26 protein-coding genes and 1 pseudogene are annotated in these 21293 nt (G+C 70.9%); 12 read left to right on the top strand and 15 right to left on the bottom strand.

Going from position 1 to position 21293, the window contains the following annotated elements; translation table 11 throughout:
* Positions 1-178 precede the first annotated feature (178 nt).
* Positions 179-688: a flavodoxin family protein gene (locus tag FPZ12_RS34515; protein ID WP_144756499.1), complete on the top strand. Its 510-nt coding sequence runs from the start codon at positions 179-181 to the stop codon at positions 686-688.
* Between the two features lie 4 nt (positions 689-692).
* Here FPZ12_RS34515 and FPZ12_RS34520 read toward each other — a convergent pair whose 3' ends face one another.
* Complete coding sequence (locus FPZ12_RS34520) at positions 693-1352, bottom strand: response regulator (RefSeq protein ID WP_144756501.1); 660 nt, start codon at positions 1350-1352, stop codon at positions 693-695.
* A gap of 177 nt (positions 1353-1529) precedes the next feature.
* Here FPZ12_RS34520 and FPZ12_RS34525 point away from each other — a divergent pair, with 177 nt between their 5' ends.
* From FPZ12_RS34525 to FPZ12_RS34535, 3 genes are all read left to right on the top strand, one after another.
* The gene (locus tag FPZ12_RS34525) at positions 1530-2429 is read left to right on the top strand and encodes a universal stress protein (protein WP_243770188.1); all 900 of its coding nucleotides are present in this window, start codon (positions 1530-1532) and stop codon (positions 2427-2429) included.
* Entirely contained in the window at positions 2429-3220 is a 792-nt protein-coding gene (ppk2, locus tag FPZ12_RS34530; protein ID WP_144762406.1) for a polyphosphate kinase 2, read from the top strand. Before FPZ12_RS34525 ends, ppk2 begins: the two co-directional genes overlap by 1 nt.
* A gap of 161 nt (positions 3221-3381) precedes the next feature.
* Positions 3382-3630, top strand: a complete 249-nt coding sequence (locus tag FPZ12_RS34535; protein ID WP_144762403.1) for a hypothetical protein — start codon at positions 3382-3384, stop codon at positions 3628-3630.
* Here FPZ12_RS34535 and FPZ12_RS34540 read toward each other — a convergent pair.
* Positions 3614-3838: a PLDc N-terminal domain-containing protein gene (locus FPZ12_RS34540; protein ID WP_144762400.1), complete on the bottom strand. Its 225-nt coding sequence runs from the start codon at positions 3836-3838 to the stop codon at positions 3614-3616. The two genes, FPZ12_RS34535 and FPZ12_RS34540, sit on opposite strands and share 17 nt — an antisense overlap.
* A 137-nt stretch (positions 3839-3975) precedes the next feature.
* Here FPZ12_RS34540 and FPZ12_RS34545 point away from each other — a divergent pair, with 137 nt between their 5' ends.
* The 7 genes from FPZ12_RS34545 to FPZ12_RS34575 all read left to right on the top strand — a co-directional run bounded on the left by FPZ12_RS34545 (position 3976) and on the right by FPZ12_RS34575 (position 9767).
* The gene (locus FPZ12_RS34545) at positions 3976-4608 is read left to right on the top strand and encodes a CBS domain-containing protein (RefSeq protein ID WP_243770189.1); all 633 of its coding nucleotides are present in this window, start codon (positions 3976-3978) and stop codon (positions 4606-4608) included.
* An 81-nt stretch (positions 4609-4689) separates the two neighbouring features.
* On the top strand, positions 4690-5181 hold the full coding sequence (locus FPZ12_RS34550; protein ID WP_144762397.1) for a universal stress protein: 492 nt from the start codon (positions 4690-4692) through the stop codon (positions 5179-5181).
* A 13-nt stretch (positions 5182-5194) separates the two neighbouring features.
* Positions 5195-5776 (top strand): Rv1733c family protein, encoded by a 582-nt coding sequence (locus FPZ12_RS34555; protein WP_144762394.1) that lies wholly within the window; start codon positions 5195-5197, stop codon positions 5774-5776.
* A gap of 62 nt (positions 5777-5838) precedes the next feature.
* Entirely contained in the window at positions 5839-6459 is a 621-nt protein-coding gene (locus FPZ12_RS34560; RefSeq protein ID WP_144762391.1) for a TetR family transcriptional regulator, read from the top strand.
* Between the two features lie 139 nt (positions 6460-6598).
* Complete coding sequence (locus FPZ12_RS34565; RefSeq protein ID WP_150980624.1) at positions 6599-7537, top strand: LLM class flavin-dependent oxidoreductase; 939 nt, start codon at positions 6599-6601, stop codon at positions 7535-7537.
* Positions 7534-8295 (top strand): SDR family NAD(P)-dependent oxidoreductase, encoded by a 762-nt coding sequence (locus FPZ12_RS34570; RefSeq protein WP_144759063.1) that lies wholly within the window; start codon positions 7534-7536, stop codon positions 8293-8295. The genes FPZ12_RS34565 and FPZ12_RS34570 overlap by 4 nt, the downstream gene beginning before the upstream one ends.
* Positions 8292-9767, top strand: coding sequence for a class I adenylate-forming enzyme family protein (locus FPZ12_RS34575; RefSeq protein WP_208026121.1), 1476 nt, complete (start codon positions 8292-8294; stop codon positions 9765-9767). The genes FPZ12_RS34570 and FPZ12_RS34575 overlap by 4 nt, the downstream gene beginning before the upstream one ends.
* A gap of 15 nt (positions 9768-9782) precedes the next feature.
* Here FPZ12_RS34575 and FPZ12_RS34580 read toward each other — a convergent pair whose 3' ends face one another.
* The 3 genes from FPZ12_RS34580 to FPZ12_RS34590 all read right to left on the bottom strand — a co-directional run bounded on the left by FPZ12_RS34580 (position 9783) and on the right by FPZ12_RS34590 (position 11245).
* On the bottom strand, positions 9783-10166 hold the full coding sequence (locus FPZ12_RS34580) for a Rossmann-fold NAD(P)-binding domain-containing protein (protein WP_144759060.1): 384 nt from the start codon (positions 10164-10166) through the stop codon (positions 9783-9785).
* A gap of 100 nt (positions 10167-10266) precedes the next feature.
* Positions 10267-10560 (bottom strand): hypothetical protein, encoded by a 294-nt coding sequence (locus tag FPZ12_RS34585; RefSeq protein WP_144759057.1) that lies wholly within the window; start codon positions 10558-10560, stop codon positions 10267-10269.
* Positions 10561-10663: 103 nt separating this feature from the next.
* Positions 10664-11245 carry a TetR/AcrR family transcriptional regulator gene (locus FPZ12_RS34590; protein ID WP_166463002.1) on the bottom strand — a complete coding sequence of 194 codons (582 nt, stop codon included), beginning with the start codon at positions 11243-11245 and terminating at the stop codon, positions 10664-10666.
* 84 nt (positions 11246-11329) lie between these two features.
* Here FPZ12_RS34590 and FPZ12_RS34595 point away from each other — a divergent pair, with 84 nt between their 5' ends.
* Entirely contained in the window at positions 11330-12247 is a 918-nt protein-coding gene (locus tag FPZ12_RS34595; RefSeq protein WP_144759051.1) for an alpha/beta fold hydrolase, read from the top strand.
* A 36-nt stretch (positions 12248-12283) separates the two neighbouring features.
* Here the strand turns inward: FPZ12_RS34595 and FPZ12_RS47150 are convergent.
* From FPZ12_RS47150 to FPZ12_RS34645, 10 genes and pseudogenes are all read right to left on the bottom strand, one after another.
* Positions 12284-12691: pseudogene (locus tag FPZ12_RS47150) on the bottom strand (Rid family hydrolase); the annotation flags it as partial.
* Positions 12667-13815, bottom strand: a complete 1149-nt coding sequence (locus FPZ12_RS34605) for a M24 family metallopeptidase (RefSeq protein WP_144759048.1) — start codon at positions 13813-13815, stop codon at positions 12667-12669. The pseudogene FPZ12_RS47150 and the gene FPZ12_RS34605, both read right to left, overlap by 25 nt.
* Entirely contained in the window at positions 13796-14578 is a 783-nt protein-coding gene (locus tag FPZ12_RS34610; RefSeq protein ID WP_166463003.1) for a carbon-nitrogen hydrolase family protein, read from the bottom strand. The genes FPZ12_RS34605 and FPZ12_RS34610 overlap by 20 nt, the downstream gene beginning before the upstream one ends.
* Entirely contained in the window at positions 14575-15732 is a 1158-nt protein-coding gene (locus FPZ12_RS34615) for a M20 family metallopeptidase (protein WP_144759042.1), read from the bottom strand. Before FPZ12_RS34615 ends, FPZ12_RS34610 begins: the two co-directional genes overlap by 4 nt.
* Positions 15729-16778, bottom strand: a complete 1050-nt coding sequence (locus FPZ12_RS34620; protein WP_144759039.1) for a mandelate racemase/muconate lactonizing enzyme family protein — start codon at positions 16776-16778, stop codon at positions 15729-15731. Before FPZ12_RS34620 ends, FPZ12_RS34615 begins: the two co-directional genes overlap by 4 nt.
* Positions 16775-18001: a pyridoxal phosphate-dependent aminotransferase gene (locus FPZ12_RS34625; RefSeq protein ID WP_243770190.1), complete on the bottom strand. Its 1227-nt coding sequence runs from the start codon at positions 17999-18001 to the stop codon at positions 16775-16777. The genes FPZ12_RS34620 and FPZ12_RS34625 overlap by 4 nt, the downstream gene beginning before the upstream one ends.
* Positions 18002-18023: 22 nt before the next feature.
* Positions 18024-18728, bottom strand: coding sequence for a GntR family transcriptional regulator (locus tag FPZ12_RS34630; protein WP_144759036.1), 705 nt, complete (start codon positions 18726-18728; stop codon positions 18024-18026).
* A 4-nt stretch (positions 18729-18732) separates the two neighbouring features.
* Positions 18733-19500 (bottom strand): amino acid ABC transporter ATP-binding protein, encoded by a 768-nt coding sequence (locus FPZ12_RS34635; protein WP_144759033.1) that lies wholly within the window; start codon positions 19498-19500, stop codon positions 18733-18735.
* 13 nt (positions 19501-19513) lie between these two features.
* Positions 19514-20203 (bottom strand): amino acid ABC transporter permease, encoded by a 690-nt coding sequence (locus FPZ12_RS34640; RefSeq protein ID WP_144759030.1) that lies wholly within the window; start codon positions 20201-20203, stop codon positions 19514-19516.
* Between the two features lie 3 nt (positions 20204-20206).
* Positions 20207-21091, bottom strand: a complete 885-nt coding sequence (locus tag FPZ12_RS34645) for an ABC transporter substrate-binding protein (protein WP_243770191.1) — start codon at positions 21089-21091, stop codon at positions 20207-20209.
* Positions 21092-21293 lie beyond the last annotated feature (202 nt).

Genomic DNA, 21293 nt, shown 5'->3' on the forward strand with positions numbered 1-21293 from the left:
CCCTGACGGTCGCAGCTTCGGGCGGTGCGGCGCGCCGGGAGAAGGCCACCGGGTGCCGGGACTTTGGGCGTGGCGATGGTCCCGTGCACCGGTGACGAACGCCCCTTCGGTTCGCGGTGCGGGCCGGAAACGCTGAGAGGTCAAGGCAAAGCGCCGATTCGCCGGGAAGGAACGAGAGATGCACACGCTGATCGTGTACGAGTCGATGTTCGGCAACACCCAGCGGGTGGCCGAGGCCATCGCGGCCGGGCTGCGCACCGACGTGGAGGTGGTCAACGTCGACGCGGCGCCGCGGGACCTGTCCGGCGTCGACCTGCTGGTCGTGGGCGGGCCGACGCATGTGCACGGGATGAGCCGCCCGTCGACGCGGACGAGCGCGGCGAAGCAGGCCAACGGGGAAGTCCGCTCGCACACCGGGCTGCGTGAGTGGCTGGGCTCGCTCGGGACGGTGCCCGCCGGTATCCGCGCCGCGGCCTACGACACCCGGTTGAAGAAGCCGCGCTGGCTCACCGGCTCGGCGGCGAACGGGGCCAGGAAGTCGTTGCGCCGCAACAGATTCGACCTGTCGGTGGCACCGGAAAGCTTCTTCGTCAGCGGGGAGAACCCGGCGCGGTTGCTCGCCGGGGAAGCCGAGCGGGCGGAGTCCTGGGGCCAGGCCTTGTCGGCGTTCGCCGGAGAGCGACGCTGACGGATCACTGCGCTTCGCTCCGCATCGCCCGTTCCTCGCGGAGTTTGGTGGCCAGGACCGCCGCCTGGGTGCGGCGTTCGAGGTTGAGTTTGGTGAGGAGCCGGGACACGTAGTTCTTCACGGTTTTCTCGGCGAGGAACATTCGCTGGGAGATCTGCCGGTTCGTGAGGCCTTCACCGATCAGTTCGAGCAGCTCGCGTTCGCGGTCGTTGAGCGCGCCGAGCGGTCCTTTGTCGGCGGCGTCGGCGCGGAGTTTGGCCATGAGGGTGGCGGCGGCGCGGTTGTCGAGCAGGGAGCGGCCGGCGCCGACTTCGTGGACGGCGGAGATGAGGCGGAGTCCTTCGATGTCCTTGATGACGTAGCCGGCGGCCCCGGCGAGGATGGCGTTGAGCATCGCCTGCTCGTCGGTGAAGGAGGTCAGCATGATGACCTTCAGCTCGGGGAGTTTCGAGCGGAGGTCGCGGCACAGTTCGACGCCGTTGCCGTCGGGCAGGCGGACGTCGAGGAGCGCGATGTCGGGGCGCAGCGCGGGGATGCGGGCAAGCGCTTGCGCGGTCGTGCCCGCTTCGCCGGTGACCGTGATCCCGGGATCGGATTCGAGCAGGTCGGCCACGCCGCGGCGGACTATCTCGTGGTCGTCGACCAGGAACACCTTGATGGTCAAGGGAATCACCTCCGGTGGTGACCAAGGCTAGAACCGTGATCACCGCGGCGGACGCGGCCTAGGTCCCCGGCCGGGAGGCCGAAAGTCCTCAGTCGCCGAGCCGAGGGCCCTTGGACCCCTCGCCGGGGGACGGGCGGCCCTGTCCCGAGCGAGGGTGCCGCGGGCAGCCTGGCTCGCATGATGGACACGGCGGCGCGGCATTCGATCCTGGTGGGTATCGACGGTTCCCAGTCGGCGTTGCACGCTGCCCGGTGGGCCGCGGAGGAGGCGTCCGAGCGGCAGGTTCCGGTGCGGCTGTTCCACGCGTGCGTGGTGCCGCCGATGGGGCCGCACGTCACCACCGTGACGACGGCGGCGATGATCGAATCCCTGGTGGAGCAGGGACACCACTGGCTGCGCCGGGCGCGGGAGGAGGTGCGGGCCGCTGTCCCGGAGCTGACGGTGCGCACCGATCTGCGGGTGGGCCCTGCGGCGGGCGAGATCATCGACGAGTCGGCGAAGTCCCGGCTGGTGGTGCTCGGCTCCCGCGGTCTCGGCGGCTTCAAGGGGATGCTGGTCGGGTCCGTGTCGGTGGGCGTCGCGGCGCACGGGCATTGCCCGGTGGTCGTGGTGCGGGGGCGGATGCCGGACGATCCGCCGCCGGAGGCCGGGCCGGTCGTGGTCGGGGTGGATGGATCGGCGGTCGGTGACGCGGCGGTGGAGTTCGCGTTCGAGGAGGCGAGTTTCCGTCAGGCGGTGCTGGTGGCGGTGCATACCTGGCTGGATGTGTCGGTCGCGGATACGTGGGCGGCGTTGCCGCGCGACATCGACTGGGATTCGGTGGCCGAGGACGAGAGCAGGCTGCTGTCGGAGCGGCTCGCGGGCTGGCGGGAGAAGTTCCCCGACGTGGAGTTGCGTCAGCGTGTCCTGCGGGACCGGCCGGTGCGGGGGCTGCTGGAGGAGGCGGAGGGCGCGCAGCTGATCGTGGTCGGTTCGCGGGGCCGGGGCGGGATCGTGGGCATGGGCCTGGGTTCGACGAGCCAGAGCCTGCTGCACCACAGCGCCTGCCCGGTCGCGGTCGTGCGGCCGGAGGCGTGATGGGCAACAGGATTCCCCGCAAGGTCTACGAGCCGGAACTGGGCAGGCTGCAGGGTGAACTGGTCAAACTGCAGGAGTGGGTGCGCGCCGAGCGGCAGCGGCTCGTCGTGATCTTCGAGGGCAGGGACGCGGCGGGCAAGGGCAGCACGATCAAGCGCATCACCGAATACCTCAACCCGCGGGTGGCCCGGATCGTGGCGCTGGCCAAACCGGACGACCGGGAACAGGGCGAGTGGTACTTCCAGCGGTACGTGAACGAGCTGCCCGCGGCCGGGGAGATCGTGCTGATGGACCGCAGCTGGTACAACCGCGCCGGGGTCGAGTGGGTGATGGGGTACTGCACCGCCGAGGAGCACCGGCGGTTCCTGCACCAGTGCCCCATTTTCGAGCGGCTGCTGGTGGAGGACGGGATCCTGCTGCGGAAGTACTGGTTCTCGGTCAGCGCGCGGGAGCAGGAACGCCGCATCCGCGCCCGCCTCGACGACCCGGTGCGGCGGTGGAAACTGTCCGCAGTGGATCTGGAGTCGATCAGCCGGTGGGACGACTACTCCCGGGCGAAGGACGAGATGATCCTGTACACGGACATCCCCGAAGCACCATGGTCCATTGTGGACAGCGACGACAAACGGCGGGCCCGCCTCAACACGATCGCGCACCTGCTGTCCACGCTGCCCTACCACGAGGTCCCGCCGCCCGCGATCAGGCTGCCGGAGATCCCCGAAGGCACCGGATACCGGCGCCCGGAACGGAACCCGGGCAGCTACGTCCCCGACCACGCGAGCACTCTCTGACGCGGCGTTCGGCCATGGCGACTCAGTCCGGCGGGGTGATGCGGCCGTGCGGAACGCCTCGCCGCTGCTCTAGTCCCCGGCCGGGATCCTCGTGCCCGGCAAGGAGTTCTGGCCGACGGCGACCGTGGCCACCAGCGTGGCGTCGCCGAGGACGTGCGGCGGTGATTGTGGATGTTCGGGCCCGGTGCAGCGGCGACCTCCAGCACGCGGCGTTCGGCCTCGGCCTGCGCGGCCAGCGGCGCGGGGAGCCGCTGGATGACCTGGTCGTGCGGGTTACGGGCGATGCCGTCGCGGTCGGCGAGCGCTTCGTACTCGTCCAGCCGCTGCTGGTCGCGCGCGAGCTGCAGGGCCAGGGCGGCGGCGAACTCCAGCACGCGGCGTCCGCCCGGCGACTCAGTCCGGCGGGGTGATGCGGCCCAGCCGGAAGTAGGCCACCGGACCGGCGAAGTTGATCCCGATCACGAGCGCCCACAACCGTTTCGGGCCCCGGACGCGCTCGGCGGGCCGGCGCGACAGGTCCCACCAGGCGCTCCCGGCCAGCGTCACCTGCACGACGCCCGCGCCGATGACGGCCGCCTTCGCCGGGGTCGAGAGCTCGGACCAGTTCTTGTGCGTCATGGTCACCCATCCTCCGCTATGGACGCCCGGCCCGCGAGGCCACGCCGAAAGTCCCCGCCGCGAAGGGCCGAAGGCTCTGCTCACGCCCACCCGTCCTTGCGTTGACTGGCATCGCGAACCGAACTTGGAGGTCTGCCATGCGAACGCTCACCGTCGGCGCGGTGATGACCCGCGACGTGCACACGGTCCCGCCCGAAGCGGAGTTCAAGGACATCGCCCGGCTGCTGGCCCGCGAGCGGATCAGCGCCGTGCCCGTCGTCGCGGGCGACGGGACCGTGCTCGGGGTGGTGTCGGAGGCCGATCTGCTCCCCAAGCAACAGCGCGCGCCGGGCCGCCACGCCCGGCGATGGCGGCACAAGGCCGAAGCGAGCCTCGCCCGTGACCTGATGACCAGCCCCGCCCGCACGGTCGACATCGGCGCGCCGCTGGCCGAGGTGGTGCGCCAGTTGCTCGACGCCGGGGTCCGCCGGCTTTTCGTGCTGGACGACGGGAAGCTCGCCGGGGTGCTCGCGCGCCGGGACGTCGTCGGGGTGTTCCTGCGCGGGGACGAGGAACTCGCCGCCGAGATCGAGGACGAGGTGTTCCACCGCGCCCTGCTGGCCGACCCTGGCCGCTACAGCATCACCGTCGTCAACGGCGACGTGACGTTGCTCGGGCGGCTGGAGCGCAAGAGCGCCGTCCGCGCGGCCGGGGAGCTGAGCGCGCTGATCCCCGGCGTGCTCAGCGTGTGCAACCGGCTCGACTACGTCTGGGACGACGAGGACCGCTGACCGGCCCCCGGCCGAAGGTCCCGTGATCCAGGGTCCAACAGCCCCAGACAACAGGCCCCGCCGCGGTCTAGCGTCGCGGGCATGAGCGGTCAGGGCACGATCGTCGTCGGAGTCGACGGGTCGAAGAGCAGTGAGGCAGCGTTGCGCTGGGCGGTGGCGGAAGCGGCGGCCACGCGGCGCGACGTGCTGGTGATGACAGCGTGGAGCCAGGTCGTCGCGGCTGACGCGGGCGCACCGGGCCAGCCCGTCGACGACCTGGTGGCCGCGCACCGCGCGGCACAGCAGAAGGTGCTGGAGGCCGTGGCCAGGCCGGACGTGACCATCCGCGGCGAGATCGTCGAGGGCGACCCCACCGACGTCCTGCTCACCGCGTCCGACGGTGCCGACCTGCTCGTGCTGGGCACACACGGCCGCGGCGCCGTCATGCGGACGCTCCTCGGCTCGGTCAGCGCCCGCTGCCTGCGGAAGGCGAACTGCCCCGTGGTCGTCCTGCCGCTGCGCGCCGTGGCCCCGGAGGGCACGGCCACGCACGAGGCCGCGGCCATGGACTACGCGCCGGGCCCCGTTCTCTGACGAGGAGTCCACAGTGGACGGCAGACGGTGGTGGCGGCTGGCGCACGCGGGCCGCAACCCGTTGGTACGCCGGGGCGACCGGGTGGAAACCGCGTTGCTCCTGTTCTTCGTGCTCCTGGCGCTGGCCGCGCTGCCCGTCGCCTGGACGATGGGAGCGAAGAGCTTCGACGCGCAACAGGCCGTGGTCCTTCAGGCACGCGCTGACCGGCACCCGGCGGAGGCGGTGCTCCTGGCCGATGCGGCCCCCGACATCGTGAGCCCCGAGGGCATGCCCGTGCACGCGAAGACGTCCGTCGAAGCGGCCTGGCGCCTGCCGGACGGCAGCGACCGCACCGGCACGGTGCTGGCCGAGCGCGGCACGACGGCGGGTACGACCGTGCCGATCTGGCTGGACGACTCCGGGAACCCGGTGGCCGCGCCACCCGGCCGGGCTTCGCCGTTGATCGTCGGCGTGACCACCGCGGCGCTGTGCTGGCTGGCCTTCACCGGGTTCCTGACCGGCGTCTTCTGCCTCGTCCGGTACTTCGACGACCGCCGGCGTTACGCCCGCTGGGAACGCGAGTGGCCGCGCTCGCCCGCGGACAGCGGGAAGTAGCTGGTCGTCCCGGATATCCCGGCCGGTACTTTACACTGTTAGGTATCCGGAGGGAAGTGATCATGGGACGCCCGAAGACCCCGCTCGTCGACCGGGAAGAAGTGGTCGCCACGGCGCTCGGCATCATCGACAAGGATGGCCTCGACGCGCTCAGCCTGCGCCGCCTGGGCACCGAGCTCGGCGTCACCGGGGCGGCCCTGTACCACCACTTCGCGGACAAGGAGGAGATCCTGCGCGGCGTGGTGGAGCTGGTGCTCTCGCGCGAAGTGCTGCCCAGGCTCGAGAACGGCGGCTGGGAGGACTACGTCGAAGCGTCGGTCACCCGGTTCCGCGCGGCGCTGGTGGCGCATCCGAACAGCGCGCCGCTGATGGCCCCGCGCGGCACGCGGCCGCCGTTCGACAACCTGCACCGGGAGTTCATCGCCACGAAGATGCTCGAAGCGGGCGTGCCAAGGCGGCTGTGCTACCCGATCATCGACAGCACCGAATCGCTGGTGTTCGGCTCGGTCATGACGAACCCGCGGCAGCTGCCCCTCCAGGAGAGACTCGGCCTGTACGGCCGCGGTGACCAGCCGAACCTGCAGAAGGTCGTCCGTGCCACCGCGAAAGCCGCGGACCGCGTCTTCCAGCTCCAGCTGCGTGCGCTGCTGGCGGGCTGGCGGGTGCTCATCGAAGAAGGCTGATTCCTCGTCATGGCGGGAAATCCGGCGAGTCTTCCGGATAACTGGACACCGTTAAATTTGATCCCTACCGTGGTGAGGCGAGAGACTCCCCGAGTCGCCTGGAGGGACGAGCCTTGTCCAGGAAAGCGGACCTCCCGTGATGGGGGCCGAGTTCGGCATCTACCTGCCGCCGGTCGCGCTCGGGTTCGACGCGATACTCGCCAAGGCGCTCGACTGCGAACGCCTCGGCTACCACTCGTTGTGGCTGTACGACCACCTTTATCCCCCGGGGCTTCCCGAGGTCCCGTCGTTCGAAGCGTGGACGCTGGCCACGGCCTTGCTCGCGCGGACGACCACGCTGCGCGTCGGGCACCTCGTCACGTCGAACACCTTCAGGCATCCGGCGCTGCTGGCGAAGATGGCGACGAGCGTGGACGTGCTTTCCGGTGGCCGCCTGGAGTTCGGTATCGGCAGCGGTTCCCACGAAGAGGAACACCGCCGGGCCGGGCTGGGCTGGGGGTCGTCCGCCGAACGCGGTGAGCGGCTCGGCGAGGCGCTGGAGATCATCACCGGGATGTTCCGCGGCGCCACGATGTCCTTCGATGGCAAGCACTTCACGGTGCGCGACCTGCCGAATCTCCCGGCCCCGGCGCAGCCCGGCGGCCCGCCCGTGCACATCGGCGGGGTGGGCCCGAAGTACACGCTCCCGCTCGTCGCGCGGTACGCCGATGTGTGGAACGTGCCGACGTACGCGCTGGGCCGGATAGCCGGGCTTTCCCGGGCGCTGGATGCCGAATGCGAAAAGGCCGGGCGCGATCCGGCCACGATCCGGCGTTCGGTCGAGGCCGTGTTGACCATCGCGCCCGAAGAACGGCTCGACGAAGCGGTGCGGCGGGCGCGACGGCATTACGGGGATCCCGGCTACGGAATGGAAGAAGGCGGTTTCACGGGGACACCACGGCGAATCATCGACCGGATCGGCGAACTCGTCGAGGCGGGCATTTCTTCGTTCGTCTTCTTCACCCACGACAGGGCGTCGGCCGAAACGCTGGAGCTGTTCGCACGCGACGTCGCCCCGCATTTCTCAGGTCCGGCATGAGCGTCGCCGTCGTCACGGGCGCGGGTCGCGGCCTCGGCAGGGCGGTCGCGCTGCGGCTCGCGGCCGACGGCGCGGAAGTGGCTGCGCTCGCCCGATCCGCGGGCGATATCGAGTCCGTCGCCAAGGAGATCCACGACAGTGGTGCGCGGGCGCTCGCCCTCACGGTCGACGTGACCTCGAACGACGACATAGCGCGCGCCCACGAAGAGATCCTGGCCGGGCTCGGCCCGGTGGACATCGTCGTGAACAACGCGGGAAACCTGCTGTACAAGCCTTTCGTCCCGTTGCCGGGCCAGGAGGACAGCACGCCCACGAGCGACGACGAGTGGAACTCCGTGCTGGACGTCCACCTCGGCGGCACGATGCGGATACTGCGCACGTTCGGGCCCGGCCTGCTCGAGCGGGGGTACGGGCGGGTGGTGAACGTAGTGTCCAATGTGGTCCGTCGCGCGTTCCCGTTCACGACCACTTACGACACCGCGAAGGGCGCGGTCGTGCAGCTGACGCGGTCGCTCGCGCGGGAGTGGGCGCCCTACGGCGTCACCGTCAACGCGGTGGCAGCAGGGCATTTCCCGACCTCGATGACCCAGGCGCAGTTCGACGACGAGAAGGTCCTGCGAAGCCTGCTGCGCCGCATCCCCGCGGGCCGGACCGGTGACCCTGACGAGCTCGCCGCGCTCGTCGCGTTCCTGTGCTCGGCCGAAAGTGGCTTCATCACCGGAGAAACCGTCGGCGTGGACGGAGGCGAGACGTTGTGACGCGCGAAGGAGTGTCCACTGTGCTCGATCACGTCCTCCGGGACGAGCCGGGCCGGACAGCACTCGTCGCGCCCGACCGGACGCTGACCTACGCCGAGCTCGACGCGGAGATCGACCGGGCGGTCGGCGCGCTGCGCGAGCTCGGGCTCGCGGCCGGTGACCGCATCGCGGTGAGCCTGCCCAACGACAGCCGCATCGTCGTCCTGTTCCACGCGGTGCTGCGCCTCGGCGGGATCTGGGTCGGGATCAACCGCGCCCTCACCGAAAGCGAGCGCCGCGCCATCGTGGACGACGCGGGCGCACGCCTCTGCCTCGGCTGCGGCGACCTCGGGGACGACAAGATCCTGGTGTCCGAAGAGGAATGGCGGACGCTGGCCGCCGCGGCCGGACCGTACCGGATCCGCGACGCCGCCGACCCGTTCGCCCCGGCCGCGATCGCCTACACGAGCGGCACCACCGGGCGCCCGAAAGGGGTCGTGCACAGTCAGCACAACCTCCTCGTGCCGGGCGAGATGCTGACCGCGACCCGGGGCTACGACCGGTATCTGCGCAAGGCCGACTGCCTGCCGATGACGATCCTCAACATGCTCTGCCTCTCGACGCTCACCACCAGCCAGGCCGGCGGCACCGCGATCATCTCCGACTTCCGGCACGCCCCGGCCGTGGCGGCGTGGCTCCGCGACACGCGCGCGACCGTGTGGAACGGGGTGCCGCCCCTGCTGTACGACATGGTGCGCGACGAGTCGATCGAACCTTCGGCGCTGGCGGGGATCGTGGACCTGTGGTCGGGCGGCGACACCCTGAGCGAGGAGCTGCGGGCGGCGTTCGCCAAGAAGTTCGCGACGCCGATCCACGGCACCTACGGGCTCACCGAGGCGCCGACCGTCGTCGCGATCGAGGAGCTGGACGGCGGGCACGTGCCCGGCAGCTCGGGCAAAGTGCTGCCGCATCTGCGGGTGTTCGCCGACGAGGTGAGCGGTGAGGTGGGGGAGTTGTGCGTCGGCGCCGCGAGCACCGGGCCGTATACCGGTCTGTATAGGCCGATGCTCGGTTACTGGCGAAATGAGCAGGCCACCGGCGAAGTGCTGGCGGACGGCGTGCTGCGCACCGGTGACCTCGGCACGGTCAGCGAGTCCGGCGAGGTGTTCGTGAAGGACCGCCGGAAGCTCGTGATCGTGCGTGGTGGGGCGAACGTGTACCCGGCCGAGGTCGAGCGGATCGTCCGGACCGCGCCCGGGGTCGTCGCCTGCGCGGTGCTCGGGATCCCGGACCCGCGCCTGGGCGCCAGGGTGGGAATCGTCGTCCAGACCGACGGCGCGGGTGCCACCGACGAGGCGGCGCTTCGTGAACGCTGCGCGGCCGAGCTGTCCCGCTACAAGGTGCCCGAGGTCTGGCGGATCACGGCGGACGAGCTTCCCCGCAACGCCATGGGGAAACTCGACCGGCCGCGGCTGGGCGAACTGCTGCGATGAGCCGGCGCCGCCGTCCTACGGCGGAACGAGACGGGACCTCGGCGCCGGGGCAGTGCCCGGCCGCGCGGCTAGCGGGAGCGCCGCCAGCACTTCGCCGACGACGTCCTTGCTCTTGCGTTCCATCGTCTCGGGCTTCAGCATTCGCCGGGTGACGCGGCTGCCGAGTCGGGACTTGGCGAGCTTCGGCATGAGGCGGCGCAGGCGGATCTCGCGCGCGTTGTCCATGACGAAGATCTTCCGGTCCTGGAAAGCGTTTTCCTGGTAGTACCGGATGTGCGGGCGCAGCGCGGTTTCCCAGTCGTCCAAGGCGGTCGCGAGGTCGCCGGGGTGGCGTTCGAGGAGATCGCCGTGCAGGTCGGCGCGGCCGCGATGCCAGGTGTCCAGGTGCACCTGCTCCACGGAGTCGAACAGGGCGCCTTCCGAGTTCCGTGCGCAGGCTCGTGTTCGGTCTACACGAGAAGTACTTGCGGCGCCTGAACTTCATGGTCGCCGCCTGTGGTTACCCGGCACCCCACCGGGACTCGAACCGTTCGGTGGCGGTGGTGCCGGCCGCCGTGTCGTGCAGGGTCACGTCGACCCCGTCGGCGTCCTGGGTGATCGCGGTGGGCACGGTCGAGTAGCGCACTTCCACGTCGCCGGGGAGCGTCGAGTACGCGCCTTCCTCGGCGTCGCCGCGAAGCATGATCCACGGCCTGCCGGGCACGTCCGCCAAGGACATCCCGGGCCGCCGCCGTCCGTTCGCGTGGGTCACTGTGATGTCGGTGTGGGCGGCGTGCGGCACGCTGGTGCTCACCCGGGCCGCGTCTGCGGGACGGGAATGGTGGGTGCGTCGCCTTGTAGCGGAGCGAGTATTCGGTACGGCCGCTCTTGTGGTCCAACGCCGCTGGGATTCAGCGCTAATCCGCGGGCAACGCCTGCGAAAGCGCGCTCACGCTGACCTCGACGATCGTCCGGAGTTGCTTCGGGGGCGCCCCGGCCCTGCTCATCACGGCCAGCGACTGGTTGACCGCCGCGATGTGCACGGCGAACGCGTCGGCATCGGGGAGTTTCGCGGCCTTCAAGGCTTTCCGCAGCCGGGCGCGCTGAAATCCCAAGGCTTCGACCGCGCGCGCGGCGATTTCCGGGCTCAGTACCGGGATCGCCATCGCTGTCTGGGCGATCAGGCACCCGTCCGGCAGGCCGGGGTCGGCGATGCGCGCCAAGGTGACTCCGAAGAACTCCCGGATCGCGCGTAGCGGTTCCTCGGAGGCGCGTGAAAGGGCCCGGTCGTATTTGTCCCCATAGCGCGTGGCGTAGCGATCCAGGCAACGCAGATAGAGCGAATCCTTGTCCCCGAGCGAAGAGTAGATGGAACTGCGGTTCAAACCGGTCGCATGGGAGAGGTCGTCGAGAGAAGTGCCGGCGTATCCGGCCCGCCAGAACTGGATCATCGCCGCGTCGAGGGCGCTGTCCACATCGAACTGTTTCCTTCCGGCCATCACGCCTGCACCTCGTTCCCGGGTCGTTGTGCCCTGGCCCATAGTATCTTGAACCGGACAGTTCAAGATGCCTAGGGTGGCGATATGACCGACACCGCACCCGCCGGCGACCGGGTCTCCGGGTTGCCACTGCAAGACCTCGCGGGGTTCACGCACCGCTTCCCCGACGCGGGCGGCATCCGGCTCCACGCCGTGGAAGGCGGGAATCCGGCGGGCCCCGCCGTGGTCCTGCTCGCCGGGTTCCCGCAGACCTGGTGGGCCTGGCGCACCGTGATGCCGGGCCTCGCCGAGCGCTTCCGCGTGATCGCGATCGACCTGCCGGGACAAGGAAATTCCGACCGCCCGGACGACAGCTACGACACGCACACCGTCGCTGCGCGCGTCCAGGCCGCGGTGTCCGCGCTCGACGTGCCGAAGTACTGGCTCGTCGCCCACGACATCGGCGCCTGGGTCGCCTTCTCGCTGGCGCTGAAGTACGAAGAGCGCCTGCACGGTGTCGCCCTGCTCGATGCCGGAATCCCCGGAATCACCCTCCCGGACGCCATTCCCACGGATCCCGAACGGGCCTGGAAGACCTGGCACTTCGCGTTCCACCTGGTGCCGGATCTGCCCGAGACCCTGCTCACCGGTCGTGAGCGTGCCTACGTCGAGTGGTTCCTGACGGTCAAAGCGTTGTCCCCCAAGACGTTCGACAGCGCCGAGATCGACCATTACGCCGCCGCCATCGCGGCCGAGGGTGGTCTCCGGGCGTCTCTCGCCTACTACCGCGACGCCGCCGAATCAGCGCGCAAGAACCATGAGGCACTGGAACGAGGGCATTTGACCGTCCCGCTCCTGGGAATCTCCGGCTCCCACGGCTCGATCCCCGACATGGCCGCTTCCCTCAGCCCCTGGGCGGACAACGCGACGGGCGTCGTCATCCCCGAGGCCGGGCACTTCATTCCGGAAGAGCAGCCCGCCGCGGTCGTGGACGCGTTGACCGCGTTCCTCGACCGGCGTTGAGACCGGCTCCGCACGGGTGCTGAACACGGCGGAGACCTCCACCGCCGCGCCCGAGGGCAGTGACGCCACCCCGATCGCGGCCCGGGCGGGCGGTGGGCCGCCGAGCTCCTTTCGCAGCGCCTCGGTGGCGCCATCCGCGACGGCACTGTGTGTCGTGAACTCCGGCGTGGTGCGCAGGTAGACGGTCAGGCTGACCGTGCTTTCCAGCGAAAGCCCTTGCGCCGCACCGGCTTCCCGGGCCGCCGTCACAGCGCGGACCGCGGCGAGCGCGGCCAGCGCGCGTGCCCGTTCCGGGGGCAGGTCGTCGACGCGGCCGGGATCGAGGACGCTCCCGTTCGCGCGCGGGGTCATGCCGGCGGTGAACACGAACCCGCCCGCCACGCGTGCGGTGGCGTAGTCGCCGGCCGCGGCGACACCGGTCAAAGCCGCGGCCCGATCTCGCACGAGGTGAGGACTTCGTGCCCGGTTCCGGTCAGCAGGACGGTCGCGGACAGCCCGATCCCGGCCACTCCGCCGATCCGCAGCGTGGGCACGACGTGCACGATCATCCCCGCCTCGAACGACTTCTCCTCGTTCTCGCCGAGCGAAAGCAGGTGACCCTCGCCCCAGTCCGGCGCGAAGGCGATGCCCACCGAGTACCCACTGCGCTTGCGGTAGGTGTGGGCCAGGCCCGCGTCCGCGATCGCCGCCTTGCACGCCGCGTGGGCGGCCGCGGGCGACCCGCCGGGACGGACTTCCGCGAGCGCCGCGGCCCTCGCGTCGTCGCACGCCTTCGCCATCGCTGCCGCGTCGCCGTGGAGTTCGCCGGTCCACACGGTATGCATCAGTGGCGCGTTGTAGCGGCCGCGCGTCGCGGACATCTCCAGCAGGACGGCCTCGTCGCGCTGGATGACCCGGTCCGACCAGCTCGCGTGGATCGTGCCCGCGCGCGGTCCGGAAGCCACGAACGGCTCCATCCCGAAGTACTCCGAACCCGATTCGATCAGCGCGCCGAAGGTGGCCGCGGCGACGGCGCGCTCGCTCGCGCCGGGGACGGCGGCGCGGGCGGCGGCCGCCATGCCGGCGTTGGTGCTGGCCGCCGCGAGCCGGATCTGTTCGATCTCCAACGGGGACTTGACCAGCCGCGCCGCGGCCAGGGCGCCGTCGATGTGCGTGGTCTCCGCGCCACGGTCCGCCAGCAGGGAACGCAGGCGTAGGAACGATTCCGGCGGCAGGAACCAGGACTTCGCCTCGATCCCGACCGTCCGCGCGCCCGGCGCCAGCTCCGCCAGCAGCTCGGCTGTGGCGGCGAGCGGGTCGGCGCTGTCCGGGAACCCGTTGATGCGCTTGAAGTACGTGGCCTCCAGCGCGTTCTCGGTTTCGGTCTGGCGCATCAGCAACGCCGCTTCGCCGTCGGCGGTGACCACGAGGCATTGGTAGGTGTAGTAGCCCGGCGTGGCGTGGCCGGACAGGTAACAGACGTTCTCCGGCGTGTGCACCACGACGGCGTCGAGCCCTTCGGCCTTCAGCGTCTCGCGCAACGTGGCCAGGCGCTGGTCGTACTCGGACTCAGGAAACACGGGCGACATGATCGACTCCTGGAGACAGATCGGTGAGGTAGGTCAGGTGTTCGCGAGTGCGGGCGACCTCCGCGGCGGAAATATCCACTATGGACACTCCTTCGCGGCGGCCCGCGGTGATCAGTGGTTGTCCCGCCGGGCTCCACGCGCCGCTTTCGCCGAAGTAGCGTTCGCCCGCGAGTTCGCCGACCGCGTTGACGACGAGGGTGTACACGGTGTTCTCCAGCGCGCGTGCCGGGTGGTACACGCGATACCGGTGTTCGGTGGGCCCGGTCGCGAAGGCGGAGCAGAACAACACGGCGTGCGCGCCCGCACGTGCGTAGGCGCGCGACAGCTCGGGGAACCCGGCGTCGTAACACACGCCGAGCCCGATCGACACGCCGCCGACGTCCAGCATGAGGAGTCCGCTGCCCGCTTCGAAAACCTGTTTTTCCCGGCCCCACAGGTGGTTCTTGTCGTACCGGCCGCGCACGGCCCCGTCCGGGCCGAGTACCACGATCGCGTTTCGCGGCTTTCCCTCGGTGGCCACGGAGGCGCCCGCCAGGACCCACGTGCGGGCTTCGGCCGCCGCCTCCGCCAAGGGCCCGAAGTCCTGTGTGGACAGTGACCACGCGGGGTTCGCCGCGATGCCCTCCGGGTCGTAGCCGCAGGTGAACAGCTCCGGCAGGGCGAGCACGTCGGTCTTGAGGTCGCGCACGAGACCCGCCGCGCGTTTGAGGTTCGTGCCGACATCGCCGGGGCGGCTGGCCAGCTGGCCGAGTGCGATCTTCAAGCCCGGCCGCCCAGCGCCTCGGTGAGCATCGCCTTGTACAGGCCCACCGATCCGGCCAGTTCGTCGAGCACCACGTGTTCGTCGACCGCGTGCATCACCTCCAGCCTGCCCGGGCCGCAGACGAGCGCGGGCACCCCGGCAGCGCGGAAATGGGTCATGTCGCAGTTCACCGTGAGCCCGCCGAGCGTGGAGTCCGCGCCGTGCGCGGCCAGACCCCGGCGGCAGGCCTGGACGAACGGATGGCCGTCCGGCGTCTCCGACGGGCCACCGGTGCTCGGCGCACAGTCCACAATAGAGGCTTTGGCCGGGCCGTTCTCGTTGTAGCCGGCCAGGATCTCGTCGATCGCGGCGAGCACCGACTCGTCCGACTCACCCGGGAGCAGGCGCCGGTCGAACGTGATCCGGCAGCGTTCCGGCACCGCGTTCGGCGCCTCGCCCCCTTCGATCAGCACCGGCGTGCAGGTGGCCGCGCCGAGTAGCGGATGCGCGTGCCCGGCGAGGGTTTCGCTGTAGCCCCGCAGCAGTTCCAGCACGGAAGCGGCCGCGTCCACCGCGTTCACGCCGAACCGCGGGGTCGCCGCGTGCGCCGCCACGCCCACGACCTCGATCACCGGCCGGACCGAGCCCTTGTGCGCCGTGAGCAGCCGCATCCCGGTCGGCTCGCCGACGATCACCGCGTCCGGCAGGGTGCCGGCGGCCGCGAGCGCGGGCACCAGGTGCCGCGCGCCCATGGAGTCGCCTTCCTCCTGCGACACCGCGGAAAACACGATCTCGCCCGGCAGCCCGGCCGGGTCGCGGGCGAGTTCGGCGGCGGCGCAGGCCATCGCCGCGAGCGGTCCCTTGGCGTCGGCCGAACCGCGGCCGTAGAGTCGTCCGTCGCGAATGGACGGTTCGAACGGCGGGCTCGTCCAGCCCGCCCCGGCAGGCACGACGTCCAGGTGTGAGTTCAGCATGATCGACGGGCCGTCCCCGAACCGGCGGCGGGCGGTCAGGTTCACCCGGCCCGGCGCGAGAGTCTCGGTCTCCGCCTCGAAACCGGCCGCGGTCAGGTGCGCGGCGAGCAGCGCGGCGGTGCTGGTCTCCTCGCCGGTCGGGGTGGTCGAATCGCAGCCGACCAGCGCGGTGAGCAGGCCGACGACTTCGGGTGTGGTCATGAAGGGATCCTCATCGGGGTCGTGATCTCCAGTTCGGGGCGCAGGCCGAGGCCGGGGCCGCCGGGCAGCGGCACGGCGCCGTCGCGCAGTTCGAGCCCCGGGGTGACGTCGTGTTCGAGATGGGCGCAGCCCCACAGCTCGGCCACCTCGACGTGCAGCCCGGCCGCCAGGTGCGCGGTGGTGGCGCAGCCCAGGCGGCCGCAGTCCATCTGGCCGAGGCCGACGTCGAGGCCGTGGCGCCGGGCGGTGCCGATCGCCGCCGCCAGTTCATCCACGGTCCCGGCCTTCTCCAGCTTGAGGTGCACGCCGTCGGCGGCGCCGAGCTCGGCCACCGCCCGCACGGATTCCGCGTCGCGCACCGATTCGTCGGCCCACAACGGAACCGGCGAAGCGGCGCGGACCGCGGCCATCGAGACGAGGTCCTTCACCGGCTGCTCGAACCAGGCCACGCCCAGCTCCGCGAGCCAGCGCGTCGCTTCGATGGCTGTCGCGGTGTCCCAGCCGCCGTTGGCGTCCACGGCGAGGACGACCGGCGGCCCGGCGATCTCGCGCACCCGCGCGACGCGGGCGCGGTCCACCTCGGGGTCGCCGCCGATCCGGATCTTGATCCGGCCGAACCCGGCCCGCACCGCGGCGTCGGCGAGCTCCCCGGCCTGGTCCTCGGTGCCGAACGCGATCGCCGCGTGAGTCGGCAGCGATGCGGGTGCCGGTTTCTCGGAAAGCGTTGCCCACAAAGGGATTCCGGCCGCACGGGCGTGTGCGTCCCGGCGGGCGATGTCCACCAGCATGGCCGCGGGCGGGCATCGGCGCGCCAGCCGGGCCGGGTCGTGCCAGCCGGGCGTGCTCAGCGCGGCGACGATCACCTCGGTGGAGCACCCGGTGGCGTACGCGCCGTTCCCGCGGGTCTCGGCCCAGCCGACGTGCCCGTCTTCGAGCAGCACCCGCAGGAACACCTCGGTGAGCTCGCCGGTGTCGATGCCGGCGTGCCGGAGCTGCCGTCGCAGGGGAAGCCCCGCGACGGCGAGCCCGGCCTCGGCGATTCTCACGCGAGCGAGCCGATGACGTCGATGATGCGGTCCAGCGCCGCGTCCCAGGCGGCCTCGTCCTGGGCGAAGCACAGCCGCAGGTGCCCGGTGCCCGCGCCGCCGAACTGGTAGCCCGGGTTCACCACGATCCCGGCCTTTTCCTTCAGCGCCAAGGCGATCGCCTGGTCCGTCGCGCCGGTGAGCACCTCCGGGAAAACGTATGCCGTGCCGTAGCTGGCGTTCACTCGCAGCACCGAGGAGGCGTTGATCTTCTTCACCGTCGCGTCCCGGAGCGCCTGGTACTCGACCAGCCGCTGCTCCAGGAACTCGCCGTCCTCGGCGATCCAGTGCGACAACAGGTGCTGCGCGTACGCCGGGGCGCGCAGCGCCGTGACCGACTGGACATCCTCCATCGCGTCCACGAGCGCCTTCGGCCCGGCGGCCACCCCGAGCCGGTAGCCCGACAGCGACTCGGTCTTCGACGGGCCGAGCAGGGTCACCGTGCGCTCGGCCATCCCGTCCAGCGCCGCGAGGTGGTGGAAGCGCTCACCTTCGTAGACCAGCCGGCAGTACAGCTCGTCGGCGATGACGGTGAAGTCGTGCTCCCGCGCCCCGGCGGCGATCGCGGCGATCGTGTCCTCGCCGTAGATCGCGCCGGTCGGGTTGTTGGGGTGGGAGAACACCATCAGGCGCGGTTTCTCGGCGGCCGCGCGCTCCAGCTCGTCGAGGTCGAGGGTGGGCCTGGCGCCACGGCCGGTTTCGCTTTCGTCGGGCCAGATCATCGGGATCCGCCGCACGCGGGCCCCGAAGTAGCGCAGCATCCGCTCGGTGGACAGGTAGTCGGGATCCGGCAACAGGACCAGGTCGCCGGGGGAGAGGATGGACGCGAGCGCGACGAACAGCGCGCCCTGCGTGCCCGGGGTGAGGATCACGTCCGCGGCGCCCGTCGCCGGCACACCGAGCACGGTGGAAACGTTGTGCGCCACGGCTTCCCGCACCGGCCGGTCCCCGCGATACGGGGTGTACGTCATCCCGCCGCCCGACGCCGCTTCGGTGAACGCGGGCAGTGCCCACTCCGGCGCGGGGAACCGGTGCGTGTCGGCGTAGGTCGCGTCGAGCAGCGGCCCTCGCCCCGGCGCGTTCTCCAGCTCGCGTTCGGCGTCGCGCAGGGACATGCCGAGCGTGCCGGACAGCTCCGGGAGGGACAGGCGGGTGAGGGCTTCGGGCAGGTGGGGCACGGTCACTTCCTCGTTCTTTCTCGCTGTTTCAAGGGGTTTCGGTCAGGTTGGCCGGCTCGCGGTCGAGTGAGCCGATGAGCGGGCCGAGCCCGCCGAGCACGTGCGCCCTGGTCAGCGCGGCGGACTGCTCGGCCTCACCGGCGCGCAGCGCGTCGAGGATCCCGGCATGTTCTTCGAGCGACGTGTGGGCGCGCCCGGAATCGGCCAGGTACAACGCGATGTAGCGGTCGCTCTTGGCGCGCAGGTGGTTCAGCGCCGCCATCGACGCGGGCATGTCGGCCAGGCGGTAGATCGCGTCGTGGAACCGGCGGTCCAGCGCGCGCAGCTCGGTCAGGTCGGCGGCCGCCGCCGCCGCGGCACGCTGCCCGTCGAGCAGCTCGGCCAGCTGGCCGTAGCAGGCTTCGCGGCGCGCGGCGGAAGCCTGTGTGGCAGCCGCTCCGAGCATGCTTTCCAGTGCGGCGCGGCCGTTGTAGATGTCGCGCGCGTCGGCGGCGGAAACGTCGGCGACCATCCACTTCTGGTGCGGGCGGTCCACTACCAGGTGCTCGCTCGCCAGCCGGGACAGCGCGTCGCGCAGCGGGCCGCGGCTGATGCCCAGTTCGGTGGCGAGGCCCTCCTGGCTGAGCTGTTCGCCCGGGGTCAGCCTGCCGGTCAGGATGCGTTCGCGCAGCTGCCGGTAGGCCCAGTCCTGCTTGCGCAGGCTCAGCGGGATGACGGGAGGAGTGTTCGGCATGGGCTCACTCTCCCAGCACCTGGGCCAGGAACTGGCGTGTCCGCTCGTGGCGTGGCTGCTCGAACACCGTCGCCGCCGGGCCGTCCTCGACGATCCGGCCCTCCGCCATGAACACCACGCGGTCGGCACTGCGCCGCGCGAACTCCATCTCGTGCGTGACGACGAGGATCGTCATCCCGTCCTCGGCCAGATCCCGCATCACCGCCAGCACTTCGCGGGTGAACTCCGGGTCGAGCGCGGAGGTGGGTTCGTCGAACAGCATCAGCTCCGGGCGCATCGCCAGCGCGCGGGCGATCGCCACGCGCTGCTGCTGCCCGCCGGACATCTCGAACGGATAGTGGTCCCGGTGCTCCGGCAGCCCGACGCGATCCAGCAACGCGACCGCTTCGGACCGCGCCTGCTCCTTCGCCACCCCGCGCACCCGGACCGGCGCGAGCGCGACGTTCTGCACCGCGGTCAGATGCGGGAACAGGTTGAACTGCTGGAAGACCATGCCGATCCGGCCGTGGAAGGACCGGGGTCGCCCGCCCGCCTCCGACAGCGGGCCGCCCTGGAACCCGACGCTGCCGGTCTGGATGGGTTCGAGCCCTGCCAGGCAGCGCAGCATCGTCGACTTGCCGGCACCGGACGGGCCCAGCACCGCGACGGTCTGCCCGGCGGGCACCGCGAGGTCCACATCGGACACCACGGCTTTGCCGTGGTAGCTGCGGCCCAGCCCGCGGGCCTCCAGCACGATCGGGGTCCCGGGCGGGGCGAGCTTGAGGTCGTTCATCTGCTGCCTCTCCTCAGGCCGCCACGGCGGCGGGTCGCTTCGAGCGCCGAGCCGCGGCGCGCCGGGTCACGTCGAACCGGCGCTCGGCCCAGCGCAGGACGAGCGTGAACACGGTGGTGAGCACGAGATAGTGGACGGCGGCCGCGCACAGGGCCGACACGTAGTCGAAGTCGGCCGCCGCCTGCCGCTGCGCGGTGAGCATCAGGTCGCCGACGCTGACCACCGATGCGAGCGCGGAGGTCTTGAGCATGCCGACGAACTGGTTTCCGGTCGGCGGCAGGATCAGCCGCAGCGCCTGCGGCAGCACGACCCAGCGGAGGATCTTCACCTCGGACAGGCCGAGCATGCGCGCGGCGGTGCGCTGCCCGCGGTCCACGCCCAGCAGGCCACCGCGCATGATCTCGGCCATGTAGGCGATCTCGTTGAGCGTCAGCGCGATCACCGCGCAGGTGAACGGGGTGAAGTTCAAGCCCCACAAGGGAAGCACGTTGAACACGAAGATCAGTTGCAGCAGCACCGGGGTGCCGCGGAAGAGCCACACGTAGCCGTCGACGAGCCACCGCAGCGGTGCCGGGCCGCCCTTGAGCAGGGCGAGTACCACGCCACCGGCGATGCCCAGCAGCATCGACAGCACGGTCAGCTCGAACGTCAGCAGGGTCGCGGAGAAGAAGGTGCCGGAGAAGACACGGTCCAGGATGCCCATCGCTCAGCCTCCCGCCGGCGCCGTGCTGGTGGCGGTGGACTTGAACAGGCTGGAGTCGGCCGGAATCTGGTACTTCGCCAGGAGCTTGTCGTAGTCGCCGGACTGGACGAACCGGTCGAGCGCGTTCCGGATCGCCGTCGCGGTGTCCGTGTCGCCCTTGCGCACGGCGATGCCGATCTTGGTCTCGTTCTTGAAGGTCGCCGCGACAGTGAAGGCGTCACCGGTCTTGGCGAGCGTGGTGGCCGCGCCCGGGGTGGAGGTGTCGAACGCGTCGGCGCGCCCGGAGCGGACGGCGAGCATGGCGTCCTGGTTGGTGGGCAGGCTCATCACCGTCATGGCCGGCAGGCCCTGTTGCCGCAGCTGGTCGTTGTACTCGTTCATGTACGTCTCGCCGATCGCGCCGCGGGTGACCGCGATCGTCTTGCCCGAGAGGTCCTCGGGGATCCGCGTGATGTGCTTCGGGTTGCCGCCCGGTGTCAGCAACGACTCGCCGATCACCAGGTACGGCACGAAATCGACCTTGGCGGCGCGGGCGTCGTTGATGTACATCGCGGAGTTCACGATGTCCACGCGCTTGCCGGCCAGCGCCGGGATGAGCCCGTCGAAGTCCATGTCGGTGGCCTTCGTGCCGAGGCCCATCGAGTCCGCCAGCGCGCTGATCATGTCGATGTCGAAGCCCTCGAAATCCCCGCCCGCCGACTTCGACTCGAACGGCGGGAAGGTCGCCGCCGTGCCGTACGTAAGGGTCCCGGAACTGACCAGGCTCGCCGGTGGAGCGACTACAGCCGGTGACGAGGACTGGGTTCCCGAACTGCCGCAAGCGGTCGCGGTGACCGCCAGCAGAGCCGCCGCGGCGACGGCGAAGATCCGCGTCTTACCTGTTCCCACACGAGCTCCCTGGGCTGTATATCGAGGTCAATCGATTCTGCAAACAGTTGCCAGAAGCTTGCGGGGACATCGAGTCGGTCCCGTTGCCGAGCCGTTAACGGCGGATTGCGATGAATCCGATCAGGTGAAGACCGGATGACTCGTGGCTTTCAGTGACGGCCGGTGCTGGCCGGGGTGGCGGCGGGGGCTTCGGGTGTGGGAT

Source organism: Amycolatopsis acidicola, assembly GCF_007713735.2.
Lineage (GTDB): Bacteria > Actinomycetota > Actinomycetes > Mycobacteriales > Pseudonocardiaceae > Amycolatopsis_E > Amycolatopsis_E acidicola.

Bases quoted from the DNA above. Each gene is read 5' to 3' on its own strand.
- FPZ12_RS34515 (WP_144756499.1), top strand. From the start codon at position 179: ATGCACACGCTGATCGTGTACGAGTCGATGTTCGGCAACACCCAGCGG.
- FPZ12_RS34525 (WP_243770188.1), top strand. From the start codon at position 1,530: ATGATGGACACGGCGGCGCGGCATTCGATCCTGGTGGGTATCGACGGT.
- ppk2 (WP_144762406.1), top strand. From the start codon at position 2,429: ATGGGCAACAGGATTCCCCGCAAGGTCTACGAGCCGGAACTGGGCAGG.
- FPZ12_RS34540 (WP_144762400.1), bottom strand. From the start codon at position 3,838: ATGACGCACAAGAACTGGTCCGAGCTCTCGACCCCGGCGAAGGCGGCC.
- FPZ12_RS34545 (WP_243770189.1), top strand. From the start codon at position 3,976: ATGCGAACGCTCACCGTCGGCGCGGTGATGACCCGCGACGTGCACACG.
- FPZ12_RS34550 (WP_144762397.1), top strand. From the start codon at position 4,690: ATGAGCGGTCAGGGCACGATCGTCGTCGGAGTCGACGGGTCGAAGAGC.
- FPZ12_RS34560 (WP_144762391.1), top strand. From the start codon at position 5,839: ATGGGACGCCCGAAGACCCCGCTCGTCGACCGGGAAGAAGTGGTCGCC.
- FPZ12_RS34565 (WP_150980624.1), top strand. From the start codon at position 6,599: ATGGGGGCCGAGTTCGGCATCTACCTGCCGCCGGTCGCGCTCGGGTTC.
- FPZ12_RS34570 (WP_144759063.1), top strand. From the start codon at position 7,534: ATGAGCGTCGCCGTCGTCACGGGCGCGGGTCGCGGCCTCGGCAGGGCG.
- FPZ12_RS34590 (WP_166463002.1), bottom strand. From the start codon at position 11,245: ATGGCCGGAAGGAAACAGTTCGATGTGGACAGCGCCCTCGACGCGGCG.
- FPZ12_RS34595 (WP_144759051.1), top strand. From the start codon at position 11,330: ATGACCGACACCGCACCCGCCGGCGACCGGGTCTCCGGGTTGCCACTG.
- FPZ12_RS34605 (WP_144759048.1), bottom strand. From the start codon at position 13,815: ATGTCGCCCGTGTTTCCTGAGTCCGAGTACGACCAGCGCCTGGCCACG.
- FPZ12_RS34615 (WP_144759042.1), bottom strand. From the start codon at position 15,732: ATGACCACACCCGAAGTCGTCGGCCTGCTCACCGCGCTGGTCGGCTGC.
- FPZ12_RS34630 (WP_144759036.1), bottom strand. From the start codon at position 18,728: ATGCCGAACACTCCTCCCGTCATCCCGCTGAGCCTGCGCAAGCAGGAC.
- FPZ12_RS34635 (WP_144759033.1), bottom strand. From the start codon at position 19,500: ATGAACGACCTCAAGCTCGCCCCGCCCGGGACCCCGATCGTGCTGGAG.
- FPZ12_RS34640 (WP_144759030.1), bottom strand. From the start codon at position 20,203: ATGGGCATCCTGGACCGTGTCTTCTCCGGCACCTTCTTCTCCGCGACC.